13 protein-coding genes are annotated in these 25,854 nt (G+C 43.8%); 8 read left to right on the top strand and 5 right to left on the bottom strand.

The window, feature by feature from the left end; all coding sequences use genetic code 11:
• The first annotated feature begins 30 nt into the window (after positions 1 to 30).
• The 5 genes from lpxC (at position 31) to GYY70_RS11865 (ending at position 15,725) form a co-directional block, all read left to right on the top strand.
• Positions 31 to 948, top strand: a complete 918-nt coding sequence (gene lpxC, locus GYY70_RS11885) for a UDP-3-O-acyl-N-acetylglucosamine deacetylase (RefSeq protein WP_174832515.1) — start codon at positions 31 to 33, stop codon at positions 946 to 948.
• Between the two features lie 102 nt (positions 949 to 1,050).
• A complete protein-coding gene (locus tag GYY70_RS11880; RefSeq protein WP_025331816.1) occupies positions 1,051 to 1,410 on the top strand; it encodes a hypothetical protein in 360 nt (119 codons plus the stop codon).
• Between the two features lie 802 nt (positions 1,411 to 2,212).
• Complete coding sequence (locus tag GYY70_RS11875; RefSeq protein ID WP_174832514.1) at positions 2,213 to 12,880, top strand: ESPR-type extended signal peptide-containing protein; 10,668 nt, start codon at positions 2,213 to 2,215, stop codon at positions 12,878 to 12,880.
• Positions 12,881 to 13,609: 729 nt separating this feature from the next.
• Complete coding sequence (locus GYY70_RS11870; protein WP_084562205.1) at positions 13,610 to 14,476, top strand: patatin family protein; 867 nt, start codon at positions 13,610 to 13,612, stop codon at positions 14,474 to 14,476.
• Between the two features lie 43 nt (positions 14,477 to 14,519).
• Positions 14,520 to 15,725, top strand: coding sequence for an MFS transporter (locus GYY70_RS11865; RefSeq protein ID WP_084548547.1), 1,206 nt, complete (start codon positions 14,520 to 14,522; stop codon positions 15,723 to 15,725).
• A gap of 14 nt (positions 15,726 to 15,739) precedes the next feature.
• Here GYY70_RS11865 and GYY70_RS11860 read toward each other — a convergent pair whose 3' ends face one another.
• Positions 15,740 to 16,513 carry a HesA/MoeB/ThiF family protein gene (locus GYY70_RS11860; protein ID WP_180214765.1) on the bottom strand — a complete coding sequence of 258 codons (774 nt, stop codon included), beginning with the start codon at positions 16,511 to 16,513 and terminating at the stop codon, positions 15,740 to 15,742.
• Positions 16,514 to 16,613: 100 nt separating this feature from the next.
• Between GYY70_RS11860 and GYY70_RS11855 the strand changes: the two genes are divergently transcribed.
• A complete protein-coding gene (locus GYY70_RS11855; RefSeq protein WP_174832517.1) occupies positions 16,614 to 17,183 on the top strand; it encodes an L-threonylcarbamoyladenylate synthase in 570 nt (189 codons plus the stop codon).
• 107 nt (positions 17,184 to 17,290) lie between these two features.
• Here GYY70_RS11855 and GYY70_RS11850 read toward each other — a convergent pair whose 3' ends face one another.
• Together GYY70_RS11850 and GYY70_RS11845 are read right to left on the bottom strand one after the other, a co-directional pair.
• On the bottom strand, positions 17,291 to 18,187 hold the full coding sequence (locus tag GYY70_RS11850) for a polyprenyl synthetase family protein (protein ID WP_238791962.1): 897 nt from the start codon (positions 18,185 to 18,187) through the stop codon (positions 17,291 to 17,293).
• Positions 18,171 to 18,398, bottom strand: coding sequence for an exodeoxyribonuclease VII small subunit (locus GYY70_RS11845; RefSeq protein ID WP_174832513.1), 228 nt, complete (start codon positions 18,396 to 18,398; stop codon positions 18,171 to 18,173). The genes GYY70_RS11850 and GYY70_RS11845 overlap by 17 nt, the downstream gene beginning before the upstream one ends.
• Before the next feature lie 906 nt (positions 18,399 to 19,304).
• On the opposite strand from GYY70_RS11845, the gene GYY70_RS11840 reads away from it, so the two are divergent.
• Together GYY70_RS11840 and dnaJ are read left to right on the top strand one after the other, a co-directional pair.
• Entirely contained in the window at positions 19,305 to 21,194 is a 1,890-nt protein-coding gene (locus GYY70_RS11840; protein WP_174832512.1) for a ribonuclease catalytic domain-containing protein, read from the top strand.
• A gap of 280 nt (positions 21,195 to 21,474) precedes the next feature.
• Positions 21,475 to 22,587 carry a molecular chaperone DnaJ gene (dnaJ, locus tag GYY70_RS11835; RefSeq protein WP_174832511.1) on the top strand — a complete coding sequence of 371 codons (1,113 nt, stop codon included), beginning with the start codon at positions 21,475 to 21,477 and terminating at the stop codon, positions 22,585 to 22,587.
• A 536-nt stretch (positions 22,588 to 23,123) separates the two neighbouring features.
• Here dnaJ and GYY70_RS11830 read toward each other — a convergent pair.
• Together GYY70_RS11830 and GYY70_RS11825 are read right to left on the bottom strand one after the other, a co-directional pair.
• Positions 23,124 to 23,543 (bottom strand): HIT family protein, encoded by a 420-nt coding sequence (locus GYY70_RS11830; RefSeq protein WP_025331807.1) that lies wholly within the window; start codon positions 23,541 to 23,543, stop codon positions 23,124 to 23,126.
• Positions 23,544 to 23,593: 50 nt separating this feature from the next.
• On the bottom strand, positions 23,594 to 25,813 hold the full coding sequence (locus tag GYY70_RS11825; protein ID WP_174832510.1) for a UvrD-helicase domain-containing protein: 2,220 nt from the start codon (positions 25,811 to 25,813) through the stop codon (positions 23,594 to 23,596).
• Between the last annotated feature and the right edge of the window lie 41 nt (positions 25,814 to 25,854).

Here is a 25,854-nt window from a genome sequence, read left to right as displayed (position 1 = left end):
TTGGATTATCAGATTGATCAGGAACAGAATATGCTGCAGCGCACATTAGCAAAAAGTATCAGTGTTACCGGAGTGGGTTTGCATTCCGGAGAGCGGGTAAGACTGAGTCTGCATCCGGCTGCATCTGACAGCGGTATCCGTTTTCGCCGCACTGATCTGAACGGAGAACTTGGCCGTATTGTGCCGCTGACTCCTGAACTGATTAACGATACCCGTTTATCTTCTACAGTTGTTACTCCGGACGGTATTCGTATCGGCACCATTGAGCATATTATGTCGGCATTCGCTGCCTATGGAATCGACAATATCATTGTTGAGCTCAATGCACCGGAAATTCCTATTATGGATGGTTCCAGCCTGCCTTTTATTTATCTTTTGCAGGATGCGGGTGTTATTGATCAGCCAGCTGAAAAAAAATTCTTACGTATTAAACAGCCGGTAATGCTGTCGCAAGAAGATAAATGGGTAAAATTTACTCCGTATGAGGGGTTTCAGGTTACTTTAACCATAGATTTTGATCATCCGGTATTTAATCGCAGTAATCAGACTTTTACGATAGATTTTGCCGGACAGTCGTATGTTGATGAAATTTCCCGCGCACGGACATTTGGTTTTATGCAGGAAGTAGAACTGATGCGCAGCCATAATCTGGGGCTGGGCGGAAATCTGAGCAATGCAATTGTAATTGATGATACAGATGTGCTTAATCCTGAAGGCTTACGTTATCCTGATGAATTCGTACGCCATAAAATTCTGGATGCAATTGGTGATCTTTATACACTCGGACATCCGATTATCGGTGCTTTTGAAGGTCATAAATCCGGCCATGCGATTAATAATGCATTATTGCGGCAACTACTGGCACAGCCCGAAATGTATGAGTGGGTAACATTTCCGCATGACCGGCTGCTGCCCTCTGCCTTCCATCATCTGCCTCAGGCTGCCTGATATTTGTATACAGATTATGTTATACTATTTTTACAAAACTATCAGATTAACCGACCGGACAATTATTCTCCGGTTTAATTAACTATTCCGGGATATAAAAGAATGGACTATCAAGCTGTTGTAGCGCAATTACTTAACGTAGAAGGTGCACTGGCGGCGGCAGTGGTTGATTACGATAATGGTATGCTGATGGCTGGCAATGCTATCAATAAAATTGATCTGGAAATTGCTGCTGCCAGCAGTACCGAAGTTATCCGCTCTAAAATTAAAACTATGCAGATGCTGGAGCTGAATGACGAAATTGAGGATATACTGATTACGCTCGGGCAGCAGTATCATCTGATTCGGCCGCTGAAAAAACTTGGCAGCCTGTTTTTGTATTCTGTACTTGATAACAGCAGGGCTAATCTGGCTTTATCCCGCCGGGCTCTGATTGATGTTGAAAAACAAATGGAACAATAGAATTATTTTAATAATTTTAATTAAAAAATCAAAATATTATAATTAAAATTGTTAGTTTATTTACTATTGATGGCGTGTTTTTTTGTAACTCAGATATAGCATTTATATGCTGATTTATATAAATATATCAAATCAGCATAATGATTATATACTGAGAATTATTATATTGTTTATAATTACAAATATATTAACACTGCATTTTGTTTTCAGAGTAAATACGTTTGCCGAACTGAACGTTGTTAATAAAATCTATATTTTATTTACTTCCAGTATAAGCATAAAAATAATGTGTACTTGATAAATACAAGATGAAATTATTTTCTCAGTACATTGTAAATAAAATTGCTGTTTCAGTAATATAAAAAAGTAACTGATACCAGATAAAGAAAATAAAACTATTAACTTAAGTTTCAAACATGAAATGCTAATTTTGTATTAATCTGATTAAATTTATTTTTTTGTTCAGAAAATTTTATTTAAAATAATTCATATTTGCTCTTTCAGACAAACTGCAACTATTATTGTTGTGGTGTTAATAAGACAATAATAATATCTAAACAAAGTATTTAATAAACATACATATATAAAATTAAAAAAAATAATCTGATAAAAATTCAATTGTTTACACATAAAAAAAAATCATAAGCCAACAGTTTTGTTAAGTGTTTTTCTATGTTGTTTACTACATGCAAACAAATATTTATGTTATATTACTTAAAGATTTATCTAAATTTTTAACTTAACTTTATTAAGTTATCCAAAATTTGTTTTACGGCATGATTTCTAAATCAGGAGTAACCAATTGAATAAAATATATCGTGCTATATGGAATGAAACGACCCAGACTTGGGTGGCAGCTTCCGAACTAGCTAAAAGCAAAACCAAGTCTGATACAGTCTCTTCTTTACCTGCTACAGGTATAGTAAGCAGAAAATCCAGATTTAGTTCTATTTTTAAACTGAGTCTTGTAGCTTCAGTTTTAAATATGTCTTTATTAATACCTAATTCTTATGCTTCGAATGCAGGTTTTGTTGGTGGTAAAAATGTTGGTAATAATGGTGCAGATCAACCACTTTATCCTGGCGAAGCAAGCCATGGTACAGTCATTTTAGCTGGTTCAGGTGATGCTTGCGGAGCTGATGAAGTTGCAGGCAGAGGGAAACCCGGCCGGGACATGGTTGGAACGGAGATAAGTGCTTTAGAAGAATACTTGCGCTTTGCTAAAGATCAAGCTTTTGGTACTAAAAAGCCTTACGGAACAACCAATAACAGTGTTGCCGGGACTGTGGCTGCACAGCAAGGTACCATTACAGGAGGTAATCCAAATAAATTGCCTGTTGCTTATGGTGTTTATTCTTTTGCTTCAGGCTGTGGTTCATATACAAGTGGTAACTACTCAACGGCTTTTGGTACTAATGCTACAGCTACAGCTGGTGGTGCGATGGCTATCGGCACAGCAGCACTGGCTTCGGGACGCGCATCAATTGCCTTTGGTGTCAGTGCACAGGCTACCGGTGTATCCAGTGTGGCTTTGGGTTCAGTAGCTTCATCTGAAGGAGTAGGCAGTGTGGCTGCCGGTCTGATGTCTCAGGCCAGTGCAGACGGAACTGTAGCATTGGGTGTACAGGCACAGGCTAAAGGACATTCTGCCATTGCTATTGGTAATTCTGCTCAGGCAACTGGTCAACAGGGTATAAGTATTGGTTCAGCCAATAATGTAACCGGGAAAGCCTCAGGTGCCATTGGCGGTTCTGCAGCAACTACTTTGTATAATAAAACAGATGGTACTCAGACAACAGCAGCTAGCGGTGCGACTATAGTAGCCGGTGATAATACCTACTCTTTTGGTAATCAGAATGGAACGATTACTGCTGATAATACAGGTATATTTGGTAATCAGAATAAAATTGAGACAGATCCTGCCGGTACTGATAAAGCCAATGATATAAGAATACTGGGTAACAATAATACTGTTTCCGCAAACGGTACAGGTGCTATGATAGTGGGTAATGCTGCTAAAGTTAGTGCTGCTAATGCACTGGCACTTGGTAATAGTACCCAGATTAGCGGAGCCAACGGTGTAGCTATTGGTTATAATGCCAATGCCAGTGTTGATGATGGTGTCGCTTTAGGTAAAGGTTCTGTTGCCTCTACTAAAAAAGGAGTAGCCGGATATGATCCTGTTTCTGCTACTGGTACACGGGCAGAGAACGCTCCTTCATCTGTATGGAACAGTACAGCAGGTTCTGTCGCTATTGGTGATGGTGCAAAGGTAACCAGACAAATTACAGGTCTGGCGGCCGGTACCTTAGATACTGATGCAGTCAATGTGGCGCAGTTAAAAAGTCTGGGAAGTTTTGTATCAGACAGTTTATCTACTCTGACAGACTCAACATCCACATCAATATTTAAGCTTAGTAGCAGTTTATCATCGCTAAATACTTCTACCAGTACATATATTAATAACACAGAACAGAATTACCAAACTTTGTCTACTTCTGTGGATAATCGGTTTTCCATAGCTGATACTAATTACAATAATTTAAGTACGGCAACTGCTACCAATATTTCAATTTTGCAGGAAGATGCATTACAGTGGAATAAAGAGCAGCAGGCTTATGACGCATCTCATAAAGGAGAAGGTCCTGCAAGAATTCTGAATGTTGCTGATGGTAATATAAATGCGCCGGGCTCAACTGATGCTGTTAACGGCGGACAGTTATATGCTACAAATTTGTCATTAAGTACTTTATCTAGTACATCAATGGGTTCTATTAGTAGTGCAGTCTTAAAATTTGAAACAGTTTCCGGATCTGTCAGCTCAATACTGTCTTCTACGACAGAAAAATTCAGTCAGTTGTCTACCGCTACTGCTTCCAGCATTACTCAGTTAAACCGTGATGCATTACAGTTGAAAAATGGTATCTATGATGCCAGCCGAGATGGACAAGCGCAGAAAATTACCAATATAGCTGCTGGTGATACTAGTTCAGCCACATCTACGGATGTGGTTAACGGCGGACAACTGTTTGCTACTAAATCCAGTATCAGCAGCCTGTCTACTATGACCAGTACTAGTCTGAAAGACGCAGATAATAAGAGAATAGCTGTTTCTCAGTCTGTATCAAATGCTATTGGTATTACTAATAAAGCTATTTCATCACTGGCTATATCAACCAGTGACTCTATTGCACATCTCAGCGACGTAACTTTACAGCTGAAAGGCGATGTTTATGATGCCAGTTATGCTGGCACGAACCGTAAAGTAACTAATGTTGCGGCTGCTGATATAAGTAAGGCTACATCCAGTGATCTGGTTATTGGCGGGCAATTATATACAACTAATAAAAATCTTGATAATTTAACATCAACAACAGCAGAGCAATTATCAAAGGCGGGTTCTGAGTTAACAAACATATCAACAGGTATTGACTCTAATATTAAGACTGTGTCTAAACAGCTTACTGACAATATCAATACTACAGTAACTGATACTACTAACAAACTGAATACAGTTAGTACAAACCTGAGCAATTTGCAGAATTCTGCTTCAACATCTATTAAAGATCTGAGAAGTAATGCTCTGCAATGGGAAAACAACGCTTTTAGTGCTTCACGTGGCAATACCCCGCAAAAAATTACTCAGGTAGCGGCTGGTGATATTACATCCAGTGCTTCTACTGATGCAGTTAATGGCTCCCAGCTATATACCACTAACTCAAATCTGACTAATTTATCCACTACTTTTAATACTGAATTGGGTAAACTGTCAGATAAAATCAATGCTTCATCTTCTGCCGATATTAGTAAGCTGTCTGATATGGCTAAAGCTATAAATACTCAGGCTACCAGTCTGCAAAACAATGCGCTGCTGTGGAATGACAGTACAGGTGCATATGATGCTTCTCATGGTGGTAATCCGGGAAGAATTACCAATGTACTATCTGGTAGTATTGCTCAGGGATCAACTGATGTAATTACCGGTGGTCAGTTATTTAGTCTTTCTACAGCCACTGAAACCAAACTGCAAGATGTGACGAAGAGCCTTAATACCGGTCTGACTAACAGTAAAAATCAAATAGACGACGTAAGAAAACAGGCATTGCTATGGAATCAAAGTAAGACAGCTTATGATGCCAGCAACCAGCAAAATGGTACTGAACAGAAAATTACCGGTGTTGCAGCTGGTGATATATCAGCACCCAACTCTTCTGAAGTGGTTATCGGCGCGCAGTTATACACAACTAATTCTGTTCTGAATTCACTTTCTTCATCTACTTTAAGCAGTACGAACAGTCTTAGTACTGCTTTAGACAGCACTTCCAAATCAATTCTTGATAAGTTTAATAGCGATGTGCAAAGCAGTCAAAATGATATTACGGCACTGAAAAATAATGCTCTGCAATGGAATAGTAATGTTAATGCATACGATGCTAAAAATCAGCGTATTACCAATGTAAAAGACGGAGATCTCGGAGAAAGCTCAACTGATGTAGTAACCGGTAAACAGTTGTATAGTATTTCCAGCTCTACAGAATTAAGTCTGCAGAGCCTGTCCAGTTCGCTGGATGGTCTCTCTGCAACAGGTCTGAAGAAATTGTCTACAGCTCTCAGCGATGGTTTAAGTAGTGCCAGATCTGACATCGGTGGTTTACAGCAGGATGCTTTACAATGGAAAGATGGTGCATATGATGCGAGCCACGGTGTTAAAAATGGCACACAGCGTATTACCAATGTTAAAGATGGCGATTTGAGTGGTACTTCCAGCGATGTAGTAACCGGTAAACAGTTATACGATACCAATAATGATGTCAGCAATCTGTCTTCCAGTTTTACTACTAAATTGCAAAATCTGACCAGTTCAACCTCCAGCAGTCTGGACGCACTTTCAACTGATTTAAATAAATCACTGAACGCCGGTCTGGGCTCTCTTTCTTCTGCTGTTGATAACCGTCTGACTTCTACTAATGCCAGCTTAAATACATTACAGAAAAATGCTCTGCAATGGAATGGTAAAGCTTATGATGCCAGTCATGGTGTAGAGGGCGGAAAAGAAAGAATTACCAATGTTGATGATGCTGTATTGCTTGAAGGTTCCTCTGATGTGGTAACAGGTGGTCAGCTGTACAATACCAATACTACTGTCAGCAGCTTATCTACCACACTGGATAGAGGGATAAAAAGCATATCCACAAGCACTGATACCCGTTTAACTGCTTTGTCTGATAATCTGAATAAATCACTGTCATCAAAGATAAATGAACTTTCATCGACTTTAGATAACGGTCTTAATCAGGCAGATACCAGTATAAGATTACTGCAGAAAAATGCTCTGCAATGGAATGGTAAAGCTTATGATGCCAGTCATGGTGTAACGGGCGGACAGGAAGTAATTACTAATGTTGCTGATGCCGATTTGTCATCAAATTCAAGCGATGTGGTAACCGGCGGTCAGCTGTTTAGTACTAATAGTCAGTTGAGTGATTTATCCGGAACTGTTGACCGTAGTATAAACTCGCTTTCTTTATCGACATCAACTGGTGTGAGCAGTCTTTCTACTGCTCTGTATGAAGCTGCCGGTAAACAAATAAATAGTCTGTCTACAAGTTTTGATCAGCAATTGACTGTTGCTAAAGCCAGTGTTACATCACTGCAGCAAAATGCACTGTTGTGGAATAATGATTTAAATAATGGTAAAGGTGCCTATGATGCCACTCATAACGGGCAGGCTCAGCGCATCACAAATGTACTCAATGGAAGTGTACAAGCCAGCTCCAGTGATGTGGTTACCGGTGATCAGTTATTTACGACCAACAGTAATCTCGGTACTTTGTCTGGTAGTGTAAGTACTACATTCAGTTCTTTATCAAATTCACTGAGTAATATAAACAACGACAAGCTGACTGAATTGTCAGGAAAGCTGCAAAGTACTAATGATGAGCTTCGTAAGCTGAGTACAACAACATCGGATTCTTTGAAAAGTACTAATACCAATCTTGGTTCATTGCAGCAAAATGCTCTATTATGGGATAATAAACTGAATGATGGTAAAGGTGCCTATGATGCTAGTCACAACGGTATTTACCAGCGTATTACCAATGTTGCTGATGGTGATGATCTGTCACCAGATTCCAGTGATGCAGTTACTGGCGGACAACTGTATAAGACCAATGCTAAAGTCAGCAACCTTTCCGATACTATAGGCTCAGTTTCTAATAGTGTTGTAAATGGCCTAAGCAGTCTTTCTTCATCGTTGACAGAAATCAGTAATAATAATCTGTCCAGTCTTTCAACTGGTTTGAATGAAACCCGTAACAGACTGACTGATCTGTCTGAGTCAACGTCCAGCAGTCTGAAAGTAACTGGTTCTAAAATAAAATCATTACAGCAGAATGCATTGCTATGGAATGATGATATTGATGCGTATAATGCCGGCCATGGCATAGCAAATATGCCTGGTAAAATTACCAATGTAGCTGATGGACTAATCAAAGAAGGTTCCAGTGATGTAGCTACTGCCGGTCAGCTGTATACTACCAACACCGCGATTAGCAGTCTTTCCACCAATGTTAGTTCCGGCTTTGATAACCTTTCGACATCTTTGAGTACTATTGCTAAAGCCGGCGGTATCAGTAGCCTGTCTACTGTTACGGAAACTGTAAGTAGTAAGGTAACTCAGTTGCAACAAAATGCATTGCAATATAATAATGAACCGGGAGTGGGAGGTTATGATGCCAGCCGAGCAACTGGCAAACCGCAAAAAATTACCCGGGTTGCTGAAGGTAATATCAGCGATACTTCAAGTGATGTCATTACCGGTTCGCAGCTGTATGCAGTTAATACAGAATATTCTGCCGGTTTGAACAGTGTATCAAAATCAGTATCTACTGGTTTAACTTCTGTTCAGGATAAACTAAACAGTTTATCTAATGACTGGCCGGAAAAATTTAATAGCCTGTCTAATAGTGCTTCTACCGGATTAGGCAATCTGTCTACGATAGTATCAACTTCTGTCAGCAGCCTGTCTGTAAGTACTTCAGGCAGTGTAGCCAGTCTGTCTACCAGTACCTCTACGGGGTTGAGCAGTTTATCTGTCAGTGCTTCAAACCAAATTGCCAGTTTGTCTACTAGTACTTCTTCAGGATTAAATAATCTGTCTGCGAGTACTTCAACAGTACTGGGGAAATTAGGCAATACAGTAAGTACTGCTGCCAGTAATGTTGCCGGATTACAGAAAGATGCACTGCAATGGAGTGAGGAAGCCGGTGCGTATAGTGCAAATCATGGAACTGGTAAGGCACAAAAAATTACCAACGTAGCTGCCGGTAATGTAGCACCGGAATCAAGCGATGCTATTAATGGCAGCCAGTTCTTCCAATTGTCCAGCTCAACATCAACAGGGCTGAGCAGTCTGTCAACCAACCTGAGTAAAGTAACCAACGATCAGTTAAGCAGTTTGTCTACTATTACTGGTGATAATCTGAACACTGTGAATCAAAACGTATCCAGTTTGTCAACCGGACTGAATACTGTTACTGAAAAGGTTACTGCATTGCAGGCTAATGCACTGCAATGGGATAAAGTAACCGGTAGTTACAATGCTGAGCGTGATAGTAAAGCTCAGAAGATTACACAGGTAGCAGCAGGCTCGATAACGGGAGATTCTACCGATGCAGTTAACGGTGCGCAGATGTACAGTTTGTCAACCGGTACTGCTAACAGTGTCAACAAACTGACCGAAAACCTGAATAAAACCAATTCAGATTTAGGTACACTGTCTACAGCAACAAAAACAGACCTGAACAATCTGACAACCAGCCTGAACAGCACCAGCGATGAACTGACCAAGCTGTCATCCAGTACTTCAGGCAGTATACAGAGCATTAGCACCAGTCTGGACACACTGACTACTTCTACAGCTAACAGCCTGCAGGCTCTGGACAAAGGTCTGAAAGATACCAGCAGCAGCGTATCCACATTGCAGGCTAATACCTTGCAGTGGAACGCAGGCAAAGGTGTTTATGATGCCAGCCGAGACGGCAGTGCCAAAGTTCTGAGTGGTGTGGCAGCAGGAGCTGTGAGTGCAGAATCCACAGAAGCGGTTAACGGCGGACAGCTGCACAGTCTGTCTACGGTAACTGTAGCAGGACTGAACAGTATCAGCACCGGTCTGAGCAGTTTGTCAGAGTCTACAACTACCGGCCTGAACAATCTGACAAATAGCCTGAACAGCACAAATCAGACTCTGACTACATTGCAGGCAAATACATTGCAATGGAAAGGCAGTGCCTATGATGCCAGCTATAATGGTACAGCGCAGCGGATTACCAATGTAGCAGCAGGCAATATAGCATTGGATTCTACAGATGCAGTAAACGGTGACCAGCTATTCAGTCTGTCCGGCTCAGCATCAACAGGGCTGAGCAGTCTGTCAACCAACCTGAGCGCAGTAACTAACAATCAGTTAGGCAGTCTGTCTTCTATTATTAGTAATAGTCTGAGCACTGTGAATCAAAACGTGTCCAGTCTGTCATCCAGTCTGAATGATACTAATACTAATGTAGCTGAATTACGGCAAAATGCTTTGCAGTGGAATGGTGTAAGCAGTGCCTATGATGCAACCCGTGGCGGTCGTGCGCAGACACTGACCGGAATTGCCGGCGGGGACATCAGCGCTACATCAAGTGATGCGGTTAACGGTGCGCAGATGTACAGTCTGTCAACGCTGACTCAGAAAGGTCTGGGCAGCATCAGTACTGGTCTGAGCAATTTGAGCAGTGTTACCTCATCTTCTCTGGATAAGGTAAATAGAAGTCTGGAGTCACTGTCCACAGAAACTCATACAGGACTGAACAGTGTCAGCACCGGTCTGAGCAGTTTGTCAGAGTCTGCGACTACCGGTCTGAACAATCTGTCAGCCAGTCTGAGCAGTGCGAATCAGAATCTGACTACCTTGCAGCAGAATGCATTGCAGTGGAGCAACACACTGACTGCTTATGATGCCGGCCATAATGGTACAGCGCAGCGGATTACCAATGTAGCAGCAGGCAATATAGCATTGGATTCTACAGATGCAGTAAACGGTGGTCAGCTATTCAGTCTGTCCAGCTCAACATCAACAGGGCTGAGCAGTCTGTCAACCAACCTGAGTGCAATTACCAATAATAAGTTAGGCAGTCTGTCTACTATTATTGGTGATAATCTGAACACTGTGAATCAAAACGTGTCCAGTCTGTCATCCAGTCTGAATGATACTAATACTAATGTAGGCAATCTGCAGAAAGATGCATTGCAATGGAACAGTACAATTAGTGCCTATGATGCAACCCGTGGCGGTCGTGCGCAGACACTGACCGGAATTGCCGGCGGGGACATCAGCGCTACATCAAGTGATGCGGTTAACGGTGCGCAGATGTACAGTCTGTCAACGCTGACTCAGACAGGTCTGAGCAGCAGCAGTACTGGTCTGAGCAGCCTGAGCAGTGTTACCTCATCTGCTCTGGATAATGTAAATAGAAGTCTGGAGTCACTGTCCACAGAAACTCATACAGGACTGAACAGTGTCAGCACCGGTCTGAGCAGTTTGTCACAGTCTACGACTACCGGTCTGAACAATCTGTCAGCCAGTCTGAGCAGTACGAATCAGAATCTGACTACCTTGCAGCAGAATGCATTGCAGTGGAAAGATGATGGTACAGGTCACAATACAGGCTTTTATGATGCCAGTCATAATGGTACAGCGCAGCGGATTACCAATGTAGCAGCAGGCAGAATAGCAGCTGATTCTACAGATGCAGTAAACGGCAGCCAGTTCTTTAACCTGTCCAGCTCAACATCAACAGGGCTGAGCAGTCTGTCGACAGTAGTTTCATCCACTGTTATTAATGAAATCAGCACTATAAGCAGCTCCCTGTCTACCGGCTATGAAAGTCTGTCACACAGCCTGAGTACGGCAACAGACAATCTGCAACAGCTGACAAACATCACCAGCAGCAGTCTGAGCAGCTTATCAACTGTTGCAAGTACAACTCAGAAAGATGTGACAGATCTGAAAGAGAAAGCACTGAAATGGAATGATGATAAAGGCGGATTTGATGCAGGAAGACCAAACAATCTGACCCGTGATCTAGGTTTAGGTAAGATCTTTAACGTGGAAGATGGTTTGATTGCAGCGGGTTCGCATGAAGCAGTAACCGGCGGACAGCTTTACACAGTAAAATCCGATCTGTCTGCTCTGTCAACATCTACATCATCATCACTGACTTCATTAGACGAAAGAGTGAATGGTATCACGACAAGTAATATTATTACTAATATCACTAATCTGACCAAAAATGCATTGCAATGGAAAGATGATGGTACAGGTAACAATACAGGCTTTTATGATGCCAGTCATAATGGTACTGCACAGCGGATTACCAATATTGCAGCCGGTAATATAGCTCAAGGTTCTCTTGATGCGGTTAATGCCGGTCAGTTGTGGACGGTACAAAGCAGCCTGAGTACTCTGTCAACTAAAGTAGATGCTCTGCCGACCGGAAATATTTCTAGTGATGCACTGACTAGCCTGTCAACAGCAATCAGTGCCAGAACAGCCAGCCAGCTTGCTTCCATAGCAGCCGGTCTGGGTAGTTCATATGACCCGAATACAGGTCTCAGTAAACCCAAATATGATAGCACTACTCCGACAGGAGGTATTGCATCTGCTGATAATGTGGCTGATGCCCTGCAAAATGTTCAGAATTATGGTACTAAGTTTGCGAAGATCAATTCTGCAAAAGCTGCCTCAGTTGCACAGGGTACTGATTCTATCGCAGTAGGCGGAGCAGCTATGGCCAGCGGTACATCGGCAGTTGCAATCGGTGATTCTGCAAGTGCTCCGTCAGCCAATGCTGTGGCACTGGGTAGTCAGGCTAAGGTAACACAGGCCGGAGGTGTAGCACTTGGTGCGGGTTCAGTAGCGAATACGGCAGCCGGAAAAGAAGGTTATATTCCGGTAACGGCAACGTCACAGCAGGCAGCAGCGATCCGGGCAACGAAGAGTACGGAAGGTGCAGTATCTGTAGGTGATGCTTCGAAAGGTGTATATCGTCAGATAACCGGAGTTGCAGCAGGTACGGCTGATACTGATGCAGTAAACGTGGCTCAGCTTAAAGGTGTTAATAATCAGATTACTAACGTCAATAAGTATGTAAACAAAGTAAATGAACGTGTTCAGCGTACAGAACGCCGTGCATATTCAGGTACTGCACTGGCCATGGCCTTGTCCGGCGCTTATCTGCCTTCTCTGAATGCCGGTGAACAGGCTGTCGGTGTGGGTGTAGGTACTTATCGTGGCTATACCGCAGTCGGTGCTAACTATAAAGCCATCAGTAACAGCGGTAATATCGGCTGGGGTGCTGGTGTTTCTACTACAGGCAAGGAAGTTGGCTTTAATGCCGGTGTCGGCTTCAAATGGAGCAACAACTAAACTATCTTTGCTGAATAGTCAGACTAACTTCCGGATTTATCTGAATCCGGAAGTTTTTTTATGGTTTGAAAAATGTACAGGTATGAAGTATTACTGTTGTGAAGTATTTGGGCTGATGAGTACGGATATTGAGCTACAGACCGGCAATTATAAAATTTAATCTTTGCAGATGATTGCAAGAATATAAATTGATAAGCAGTTCACTTACTCAGGTACACTACTACGGAATAAGCTATTGCTCCGGTTAATAATGGAATACGTTTTGCTCTATATATAAATTCTGGCAAAGCAGTTCCGGTTATAAAAGTAATCAGAACGTTTTACTGTACTGTTCAGGTTGAAAAAAATTGTATTCCGGGTTGAGAATGCTGGATTTTACATAGTATGCCGGTCTTTGATGCGACACAGATGCTGCTGTAAATGCCTTTTTGTGATGAATTATGTCTGCGTGCGCATTCGCGGTATACGAAGTAACTGCCTGAAACTGATTTGGTACAAAAAAAATTGCCGATTAATCCAGTAATTTAAAATTAATAAATTCTGCAGGTATGTCTCTGGCCATTGAATATTCGTGAGCTGTTGTCGTACTGCTTACTGGCAGACTGGTTTGCAAGTGCAGAAGATATTAATAATAGGTATTACCTGCCAGTAATTTTATTGATTTACTATAGTCAGTATTATATATTTAATAACATTAAAATATTATTACATAAACATAGGAATGCCAACATGCATGCTGATCAGCAGACAGCCGGAAAGCAAACTGCACTGGTTGTAGAAGGCGGTGGAATGCGTGCTGCATTCAGCAGTGGTGTTACTGATGCCTTCTTACAGGCAGATTTTAACCCGTTTAGTTTACTAGTCGGAGTATCTTCCGGAGCCAGTACTATTGCCAGTTATCTGGCCGGACAGGAAGGGCGTAATCTGGATATACTGCTTGATCAGTCCTGCCGGCCGGAATTTATCAGCTGGTCACGCTTTATCCGTGGCGGCGACCTGATGGATATTGACTGGTTATGGCAGGTTGTACAACAGGAAAATCCGCTGGACTGTGAACGTATGTTTGCCCGACAGCGTGATTTCAGGGTTGTTTTAAGTAATGCTGTTAGCGGTGAGCCGGAGTATGTTGTGGCTCAGCCCGATTCTTTTCTGGAAGTACTGCGTGCTTCGAGTTCAATTCCGTTTATGATTCGTAAACCGGTAGCAATTGGCGGAGGATTTTATTTTGACGGCGGAGTCGCTGATGCCTTGCCGGTACAGTGGACTCTGTCTCAGCCGGGCATCGGTTGTGTGATAGTAATTCGTACCAGAGCGCACAATTATGTGAAGAAAGGTAGTCTGGGTGACAGTCTGCTGGCAAGGCGTTTGCCTGTCAGCGGGTTTGCTCAGGCATTACGGCAGCGAGTAAAGCATTATAATACTACCCTGACATGGATGCGGCAGCCTGAAAACTGCCGGTATATTATTGAAATTAATCCTCCGGATGATGGCAAAATGGCCGGACGTCTGTGCCGGGATGCCGGCCGTTTACGCTACAGTTATGCAGCCGGTCTGGAATGCGGCCGTGCATTATTGCAGCAATGGCCGGTAAATTAATAGTTTTTTTGCCTTAAAGGTAAACGAGTAATTTGGTGAAGTAATGAAAACGGATTCGACTGTATCGAAAACACAGCACCGGCTTAGTCTTTTTGTTGCTATTCTGGCTTTGGCATTTGTTTTACGCGGCCCGCTGACTGGTGTGGGTCCCCTGTTACAGAATATTCAGACGCAGCTGCAGATAAGCAGTACGCTGGCCGGCATGCTGACTACGGTACCATTGCTGACATTTGGTCTGTTTTCGATTTTTATCCCCAGGCTTGCAGCACGTCTGGGCTCGGAGCAGATGGTCTTTTTTGCTTTGTGGATATTAACGCTGGGGCTGGTGCTGCGCTGTGGTTCCGGGCTGTTTCTGCTGCTGACTGGTACGGCTTTGCTCAGCTGTGCCATTGCTGTTGGCAATGTACTGATTCCCAGTATGGTAAAGCAGTATTTTCCGTTTAAAATGGGACTGGTTACCGCATTATATGCACTGGTGATGAATATGGGCGGTGCGGCCGGTTCTGCTTTAAGTGCCCCGCTTGCTCACAGTAATCTGTGGGGCTGGCGCGGTGCTCTGGTAATCTGGGTACTACCGGCACTGGTGGCCATGGTTATCTGGTGGCTGCCTTTTAAAGCAGCCAATGCTGTGCCCAAGGCAGCTGTACGTGCACGTCAGGTAAAGATACATCTGTGGCGTAATCCGCTGGCCTGGCAGGTAACGCTGTTTATGGGATTTCAGTCGTTTCTGTTTTATTCTACAGTTAGCTGGCTGCCACAGATTGTGGCCAAAGCCGGTGTATCAGCAACGGAAGCCGGTGGCTGGCTTGGGCTGATGCAGCTGGTGATGATACCAACCAATTTGCTGATACCAATTTATGCAGCCAGATTAAAGCAGCAGCACTGGATAGGGTCGATGTGCGGCGTGGCTTTAATTTTGTCGGTATTATTGCTGATGTCGCCATGGCGCAGCTGTTATTTTCCGGCAGTGCTGTTGCTGGGGCTGGGTATCAGCGGGGCTTTCTGTCTGAGCATGATGTTTTTCAGTTTACGCAGCAGCAGTGTTACTGAAGGAGTGCTGTTATCCGGAATGGCTCAAACCTGTGGCTATCTGTTTGCGGCTGTGGGACCGGTACTGATGGGCGCTCTGCATGACATGATGCATTCCTGGTTTCCGGCATTGTGTCTGATGTTTATTGCCGCGGTCGTTATTACTGTGTCTGGCTGGAATGCCGGTAAAGATCGCAAATTATCTGATTTTCAGGAATAAAAATATCCACAGTTTTATCCACAAATTTCTGTGGATAAAACTGCCTGCCCGCATACCGGACAATCCGGATTGGCAGCCAGCTGCAGGCGCTGCCATTGAAAAGAACAAGCGTCAAAACAGTGTAGCCAGCAGCCGTCAGGGTGAATACCGGCAATTATCTGCAATGCTTCACTGGCCTGTGCCGCGCCCATAATACCGAGTAAAGGTGCAAAAACTCCGTTTTTGGCACAACTGGCACCTTCATCATTCATTTCTCCTTCAAACAGGCACTGATAGCAGGGGCCGCGGCCATCACGAAAATCATATACTGCCAGCTGACCTGCAAATACCAGTGCAGAGGCTGAAACCAATGGTTTGCGTGCACGGAAACAGACCTGATTAATCAGCCGGCGGCTGGCAAAATTGTCGGTACAATCCAGAATGATATCGGTATGCTGAACCAGTTGCTCTAACAGGCTGGCATCTGCTCTGGCTACAATGGGTTGTAATTGGGTCTGCGGATATTGTGTCTGTAGCTGCCGGCACAATATCGCGGCTTTTGCCTGACCGATATCTTTATCATTAAACCAGAACTGGCGTTGCAGATTACTGATTTCGATAGTGTCGTTATCCACAACGGTAATATGCCCTATTCCGCTGGAAGCCAGATAAGTCAGAGCCGGATGTGCCAGGCCGCCGGCACCGATTACCAGAGCACGGGCAGCAAGAATTGCTTCCTGTCCGGCAATATCCAGCTTATCCAGTAATATATGACGGCTGTAACGCAATAGTTGTTCATCAGTAATCATGATTGTCTCTGGTGGTTGGGTAGCTGTGACCGGTACGGGTGTAGTCTGGTTTATTCTGCCCTGCTATTATAATAGTTTAGTCCAGTTTCTCAGAATATTTATGCGCCATCCTGCCCGTCCGTCCGGCCGGTTTTTATATCGTCTGCGCAGCCATCTGCATCGTGGCGGTTTGATTGCTTATCCTGCAGAAGGCAGTTACGGGCTAGGCTGTCTGCCTGATTGTGTGCCGGCGGTGCGTAAAGTCATTGCATTGAAAAAGCGACCGCAACATAAAGGGCTGATTGTTATTGCTGCTGATTTTACTCAATTACAGCCTTTGCTCGCACCTTTGTCCGCAACCGATATAGCGACTGTCAGCCGGCAGTGGCCGGCACCCAGAACTTTACTGTTACCGGTACGTAAACAGGTTTCACCTGTGTTACGCGGGCGTGGCCGGCAAACTCTGGCCGTACGGGTTCCGGACCTGGCAACTGCTCGGTTTTTATGCAGAGCAGCAGGTACGGCGCTGGTATCTACTTCTTGTAACCGGGCAGGAAAAAAAGCTTGTTGTACAGAGCGTGAAGTCAGACGCCAGTTTGGAAAACAGGTGATGATTCTGGGCGGACGCACCGGCGGAAGAAAGCAGCCCAGCCAGATTATTGACTGGGCTTCCGGTAAGCGGCTGCGTTAGTTATTTTATGAATAAGCTGATCTGTAAATAATTTATATCTGTCATTAACTGAATTACTGCGCAGACAATATTTTTATATTCGTAGTTTGCTGTTGCTTAGCGCATTTTTAATGATTGCGGGCAACGACAAATTGCGCCAGTGCGCGAAGATGAGATGCACGCTGGTCAAAATCGCTTAAAGCATCAATAGCCTGTTGTACCAGATTTTCTGCATACTGGCGTGCTGTAGTCAGCCCCATCAGGCTAACGTAGGTAGGTTTATTAGTCCGGGCATCTTTTCCGGCGGTTTTACCCAGTGTGCTGCTATCCTGCTCGTAATCCAGTACATCATCAATAACCTGAAAAGCCAGACCCAGATGAGCGGCATAATGGTCGAGTGCGGTTAATGCCTGCTGGCTGATATCCTGACAGCAAAGTCCGCCCAGTGTAACTGCTGCTCTGATCAGCGCACCGGTTTTCAACTGGTGCATGTGTTCCAGTTCGGCCTGATTCAGACCTACCCCTACGCAGGCTAAATCGATAGCCTGTCCGCCGGCCATGCCATGACAGCCGGCAGCCTGTGCCAGAGTCTGTATCATTTGCAGCTGCCGCGCAGCTTCCAGACCGGTTGGCCTGCTCAGCAGGCTGAATGCCATACTTTGCAGGGCATCACCAACCAGTAAGGCTGTTGCCGGTGTATATTGTATGTGGCAGGCCGGTTTTCCGTGACGCAGACTGTCGTTATCCATCTCCGGCATATCGTCGTGCACAAGCGAATAGATATGTATGCATTCGATTGCAGCCAGAGCATAATCTACGGCTTCTGTAACCGCATTACCCAGCTCGGCCGCTGCCAGAACCAGCATTGGCCGCAACCGTTTACCGCCATCCAGCGCCGCATAGCGCATAGCTTCAATCAGTGGTGCAGGAAGCTGTCCGGCCGGGGGGAGTAATCGGGTTAATGTCTCTTCTGTATGTGTCTGTACTTGTTTTTGCCAGCCGGCAAAATTACTCCCCTGTTTCAAGCTTCAGCTCCTTTAATTCACCATTATCCAGTACCTGTAGTTTTTGTTCTACCTCCGCCAGCTTCTGCTGGCAGTATTGCACCAGTTCCTGACCATATTCATATGCAGCCAGTGATTCTTCCAGCGGAAGATCATTGTTTTGCATGGATTCAGTTATTTTTTCCAGTTGCTGGATAGCTTCTTCATAGCTTTTTGGGTTTATTTTCTTCATATCGCAAGTCTTTACACGAATTTATGGCTATTGTAACACTCACATCATGGCTGTTGCTGTGGATATCTGTATCATACAATTAGTCAGAATCAGCTGATAACCGGGTGAGGTATATTTCAGTTTGTGTTATTAAAAGTATGTGCTTATATAATCAGTAATAATATTTTTATATGCAACAGAATTTATTTATATAACAAATAACAATACAGATATTTTATTCAGATAAAGGCAAATTTAAATCAATATTTGCTTCTCTAGATATAGAAATTGTTTTTTTAACCGTAAGAATAAAAAGTTATTTGTAAAAATTAATATATTCATATATTAATTATATAACTTATTATCTGATGCTGATGTCTGAAATAGCAGGCAGAAAACAGTTTTATGTAAAAAATCAAATAAATTTTGGTTTTTTCTGTATTATTTTTTTAGCATATGTTTTAATTTTCGGTAATACTTACTATTGTTGACGGTTGTACGGTGTATAACTTTATATATATCGAAATATTTCCAGCATAGTATGCATTCGGAATTTTTTAAAATTAGTTCATTGTTATGGATTTTATTTGTCAGCAGGTATTTTTTGCTGTTTATTTATCTGGTTTTAAAGCATAATGTTGTTTAAAGCATAATTATATTGTGCTAACTTTAAGTAATTGTTTTACTGGAAAATTAAAACATAGAATTATTTAATTTGTATGATTTGACAATCGGATATATGCAAAACAGGAAAGCCTGAGGAGGAATAATGGTGAACTATTTATACAGATACGGTTGTCTGGAACAGAGTGGCAGAGCAGGCATAGAAGCGAAGATTGAGTGCTGTCGTTTATAATCGAATAAATAGTGGTTTCTGAATCTGTTTTACAGATTACTTGAGTAGTTTCTTTGTTTTAAGTAGGCGTTATGGGTAAACAAATTTTTTATGAGGAGTCAGGTCAGTTTAAAGTAGCGGAAATAGTTCAGGAAAATGATGCTACTTTTCTGGTTAATACACAACATGGTAAGCGGGCAAAAATCAAGGCCAGCCACGTTTTTCTGGTGTTTGATGGTGATGCTGCGCAATTTTTACAACAGGCTGCTGAAGCAGCTGCCGGTATTGATATCAGTCTGCTCTGGGAAGCGGTAGGCAATGAAAGTGAATTTACCGCAGCCAGTGCAGCCAGTGAATATTTTGGCAATAGCAGCGGGAATATTGAGCTGGCAGCCACACTGATGGCTCTGTATGCAGCGCCTATGTATTTTTACAAAAAAAATAAAGGTGTATTTAAAGCTGCGCCGGCAGAAACATTACAGCAGGCGCTGGCAGCCATTGAACGGCGCAAACAGCAGGAAGAACAAATCAATGGCTGGATACAGGAATTGCTGGCCGGTCGCCTGCCGGATGAGATTGCTGCTGAAGCCAAAATGATTCTGCATGCACCTGATAAACAAAGTCTGAAATACAAAGCAGTGGTCAAAGCTGCTGATCAGAAAAAAACCTCACTGTTTGCCCTGCTCCAGAGTGTTGGTGCAGTACCGCCTCTGCCTGAATATTTTCTGGATGGTTTTTTACTTACCCAGTTTCCCAAAGGTACGGATTGCGGTAATTATCCTGTACCGGTTATGCGCAATCTGCCAGATGCCGATACCGCAGTACGCGCATTTTCCATTGATGACATTGAAACCAGTGAGGTAGATGATGCATTCAGTGTGCGTGACCTGCCCAATGGCAACAAACTGGTCGGAATTCATATTGCTGCCCCGGCTCTGGCAATAGATGCTGAGTCTTTGCTGGAAAAGCTGATATTTGAACGTTTAAGTACTGTGTATTATCCCGGCGGTAAAATTACCATGCTGCCGGATAACTGGATAGCTGCTTTCAGTCTGGATGAAGGAGCAGCACGACCGGCAGTCAGTCTGTATGCTGAAATCAGTCCGCAGTTTGAGGTGATACGTTATGAATCACGAATTGAATCGGTGTATATAGACTGTAATTTACGTATTGAAAATATTGAGCAGGCATTTCAGCCTTTGCAGCCGCGCGGTGATACTGAAGCTTTTGCACATCAGAACGAAATGAACTGGTTATATGATTTTGCTGTGGCCAGAATGCAGGCGCGGGGTAAATATGATCCGGAACGTTTACCGCAGTACGATTATGGAATTAAGCTTGGGGCGGATAATACTGTACATATCAGTGTGCGTGAACGCGGAGCACCAATTGATACGCTGGTCAGCGAACTGATGATTTTTGCCAACAGTACCTGGGCGCAGATGCTGGATGAGGCTGAAATGGCGGGATTATTCCGTGTACAGCCTACCGGCAGAGTACGGATGAGTACTCAGTCTGAACCGCATATTGGTCTGGGGCTGAAACATTATGCCTGGTTTACTTCGCCTCTGCGCCGTGCTACTGATTATATTAACCAGAAGCAGCTGATCAGTTTGCTGGATCCGGAAGCAGAGCCACGTTTTGAACCGCAGGATGCCATGCTGTTTGCGGTATTGCGTGATTTTGAGTCGGCTTATGCAGCCTACAATGATTTTCAGCGCCATATGGAAGCATACTGGAGTCTGATATATATTCAGCAGGAACAGTTGCAGGAGCTGACTGCTCAGTTAATACGTGATGATTTAGTGCGTATTGAAGGCCTGCCACTGGTAAGCCGTGTTAACGGTGTACCGGTTGATGCCATGCCAAAATGCCGGATGAAGGTATCGATAACCGGAATCGATCCGATACAGGTAAGTGTCGGACTAAACTATATTAATGTTTTGCTGCCGGCAGATAATGCCAGCCAAATATCCGGCTGAATTATTTAAAGTGCTTTGAAGATTATCTGATGGATGGCACACGATTTGATTGGCTACTTTGCTGACAGTATAAATATACTGGTGTGACCGTTGATTCTTTATCTGTCTATTTGTTTTCAGACCGTATATTGTGCTTCGGTCAGAAATAACTTTTACTTAAAACCTTGTTTTTATACATGCAGCCCATATATGGGTTGCATTTCTATTATCTATCCGGTTTTGCTGTTCAGGCATCCTGCTGTTTAAGAGCAGGTTGCCTGCAAACCTTTGGAATAAAATTATGACTGAAGTAGATTTTTATGAAGTACTGGGTATAAGCCGTACTGCAGGGGATGAGGAAATCAAAAAAGCTTATCGTAAGCTGGCCATGAAATACCATCCTGACCGTAATCAGGGCGATAAAAACGCCGAAGAAAAATTTAAAGAAGTACAACGTGCTTATGAAGTATTGTCTGATTCTCAAAAACGTGCTGCTTATGACCAGTTTGGTCATGCCGGCGTAGACGGCAATATGGGTGCCGGCGCCGGCGGCTTTTCCGGCGGTTTTGATTTTGGTGATATTTTCAGCCAGATGTTTGGCGGCGGAGCCGGCGGACGGTCGCAGCAGAATAATCAGGGCGCTGATTTACAATATAATATTGAAATCAGTCTGGAAGAGGCTGCGCGCGGTATTAAGAAAAAAATCACTATTCCTACTCATGAAGAATGTGATGTCTGTCACGGCAGTGGTGCTAAAGTCGGGACTTCTGCCACTACCTGCAGCATGTGTGGCGGCAGTGGTGTCGTTCAGGTACGGCAGGCCATTTTTCAGTTACAGCAGACCTGCCCGACCTGTCACGGCAGTGGTAAACAGATTAAGGATCCGTGTGTTAAATGTCATGGCGACGGACTGGTAAAAACCCGCAAGACTGTTGAAGTTTCTATTCCGGCCGGAATTGATGACGGTCAGCGTATCCGCCTGAGCGGTGAAGGTGAACCGGGTAAGCATGGTGCGCCTGCCGGTGATTTATATGTGATGGTGAACGTGCGCCCGCATCAGGTGTTTGAGCGTGACGGCATGGATCTGCACTGTGAATTACCCATCAGTTTTACGATAGCAGCGCTTGGCGGAGAGGTTGAGGTGCCTACGCTGGATGGTAAAGTCAAACTGAATATTCCGAAAGAAACACAAACCGGTCGTCGCATGCGGGTACGTGGTAAAGGAATTAAATCTGTACGTTCGGCTGCTGTGGGTGATTTATATTGTCATATCGTGGTAGAGACACCGGTAAATCTGACCGATCGTCAGCGTGAATTACTGGAAGAGTTTGAAAAAATCTCTACCGGTATGGACCGGGCTCAAACACCGCGGCAAAAATCATTCATGGACAAACTGCGCGATTTATTTGAATAAAATGCGAAAGTATCACAGTTCAGAAGTGTTTATTCCGGATGTATGAATAATTAATACTGGTTATACTGTGTAAAAGCCCGCAGAGCATAATTTTTCTGCGGGCTTTTGTTATCAGAAGAAAAGATACAGGCCGGATAAGGCCTGCTTCTGCTGAAACCGGCAGAAAAAAATGATTTGTCGCATTTCCTGTTGATGAAAAGCGTAAGTAGGTGTTTTAGTGAATTAAGTTCCGCTAAATATGCAGGATATGGCTAGTGTGTAATCACAAAGGCGTTTAAGCTGAAACTGACTGAACAATTTAATCTGTATTGACCAGGAAATAAATTATCGCTCCGTTTACCGAAAGGTGCAGGAGCGACAGGGAGATTTGGTACAACAACTGAATGATTGTGGACAAATTTGTAGTATTTAACTGGATAAAAATCAGTCTTTATGCTTAATTCCTTATAAAACAAGGGTTATGACATAATAAATACTATTTATTTTACTGATTATCTGTGGATAATTCTGTGGATAATTATTGAATCAAAAAATGGTCAGGCCAGTTCTGCACGTAATTGTGCAGCCAGTTGCGCCAGTTCTGCCTGATCAGCAGCCACACTTTCATGTTTACCCAGTTCATGGATATGTCCGGGAATCAGATGAATGTGATAATGAAATACAGACTGACCAGCCTGTTCGCCGGACAACTGTAATTGCACAACGCCATTACGATGTAATACTTTACGTTGCGCATTAATAATCTTTTTAGCTGCACTGAATACGGCAGCAAGGTAATCTTGCGGCATGTCAGTTAACTCTATTGCTTCACATTTAGGAATCACCAGTACATGGCCGCGTGCCTGTGGCATCACATCCATAAAGGCCAGTGTCTGCTCATCCTCATAAACTTTATGGCAAGGAATTTCACCACGGATAATTCGGGCAAAAATATTGTTACTGTCGTATTGTTGCATGACTGTCTCCTCTCAGGCTTTTGCTTACCAGCCATTACCTGAGCAATTGTTTAAGAAATAATACTTAGCTTGCTTTTGGCAAATACGGTATCCAGCTCTTTAATCCCCTGTTTACCGAAATTGATGGTCAGGCGTGCCCCTTCAGCTTTCCGGGTAGCATCTATGATGACACCTGTGCCGAAACGTTCATGATAAACATTCTGTCCTAGCTGAAATCCGTCAAAATCCGTGCTCTCCTGTGTTTCTGCCAGTTTGCTGCGGCTGTGAAACGGATTGGTTCGCTGCGTGGACTGTTGCCGGGCTATCAGAGAGTTTCTGTGAGCAGACAAATATTGCAATACCTCTTCCGGTATTTCATCCACAAAGCGTGATGGCAGGGCAAAATGTGTTTGTCCGTGTAACAGGCGTTGTTCTGCCATTGTTAAATACAGGCGCTTACGTGCTCTGGTGATCGCTACATACATCAGGCGCCGCTCTTCTTCCAGCCCGTCGCGTTCGGCCATGCTGTATTCACTGGGGAATAAACCTTCTTCCAGCCCTGTCAGAAATACACCGTCAAATTCCAGTCCCTTAGCTGCATGCACGGTCATTAACTGCAAGGCATCTTCACCCTGACCGGCCTGATGCTCTCCTGCTTCCAGTGAGGCAGTACTTAAAAAAGACAGTACCGGAAATAAAGGATCGTTTTCATCATACTCAGGTTCCATATCATAACCGGATTCCTGCGGTTTAAATGCCACTGCCGCATTCAGTAATTCTTCCAGGTTGTTGATGCGTTCCTGCTGTTCACCTTTCTGGGTACGGTAGTGTTCCATCAGACCGCTATCATAGATGGCAGCAGCCATCAGTTCCTGCAGAGAAACTTGCGCAGCCTGTTGCTGTAAATTTTCAATCAGGCGGATAAATGCAGCAATTTTACTGTTTTTCGCTGATAAACTGTTGGCCGCCTGCCATAACGAAGTATGGGCTTCATTGGCTGCCGCCTGAATGTTTTCAACACTCCGCGCGCCGATGCCGCGTGCCGGCACATTGATTACGCGTAATAAGGCATTATCATCATTGGGGTTAACCGCCAGACGCAGGTAAGCCAGTGCATGTTTGATTTCCTGACGCTCATAAAAGCGCAGGCCGCCATAAATTTTGTAAGGTATACCGGCGCGGAACAGAGCCTGTTCCAGAACCCGCGACTGGGCATTACTGCGATACAGTACAGCCATCTGCATATAATTCAGCCCTTCGCGGTGTAAAGCCTTCACTTCATCAACCACAAACTGCGCTTCTTCAAGATCATTAATTGCCTGAAGTACACGGATTTTTTCGCCATCGCCGGCCTGAGTGCGCAGATTTTTACCTAGACGGCTGGCGTTGTGTGCAATCACCGCGTTGGCTGCTGTCAGAATATTGCCTACCGAACGGTAATTTTGTTCCAGCCGGATGGGGTCGCCAACATGAAATTCATTCAGAAAGCGGGTCATATTGGCTACTTCGGCACCGCGAAAGCGATAAATACTCTGGTCGTCATCTCCCACAGCGAAAACCGCTGCATGCTCTCCGGCCAGTAATTTTAGCCATGCATACTGTAATTTATTTGTATCCTGAAATTCATCAATTAGTACATGATTAAAACGGTTCTGGTAATGATTGCGCAATATTTCATTACTCTGCAGAATTTCATAACTGCGTAACATTAATTCCGCGAAATCCACTACACCTTCATTCTGGCACAAACTGTCATAGGCGGCATAACATTCAATCATTTGCCGTTCATGCGGGTCACGAGCTGATAAACGCGAAGCACGCAACCCGTTTTCTTTTTGTGCATTAATGAATCCCTGCAGACTGCGCGGTGAGATAATTTCTTCAGCAATATTCAGTTGTTTAAGCAAGCGCTTGACTACAGAAAGCTGATCACCCATATCCAGAATCTGAAATGTTTTGGGCAGTGATGCTTCCTGATGGTGCAGTCGTAAAAACCGATGGCACAGCCCGTGAAATGTCCCCAGCCACATCGCCCGTACCGAAACCGGTAACAGCGTGCTCAGGCGCAATTGCATTTCTTTAGCCGCCTTATTGGTAAAGGTAACGGCCAGAATGCTGTGTACACTGGCCTGACCAGTCTGCAATAACCAGGCAATACGTGTGGTTAGTACTCTGGTTTTACCACTTCCTGCACCTGCCAGTACCAGTGCCGGTTGCGCAGGCCAGGTAACGGCGGCTAATTGTTCACTATTAAGACCGGTCAGCAGACCGGCAGAAGATAAAATTTCCATAGCGCTTATTGTAGCTGATTAAGCATGAAAAATCGCTTTGA

The sequence above is a fragment of the Snodgrassella sp. ESL0324 genome (assembly GCF_013344955.1).
Classification (GTDB): domain Bacteria; phylum Pseudomonadota; class Gammaproteobacteria; order Burkholderiales; family Neisseriaceae; genus Snodgrassella; species Snodgrassella alvi.
Note: the sequence above shows the minus strand (reverse complement) of the source record. Positions and strands in the feature narration are given on the sequence as shown.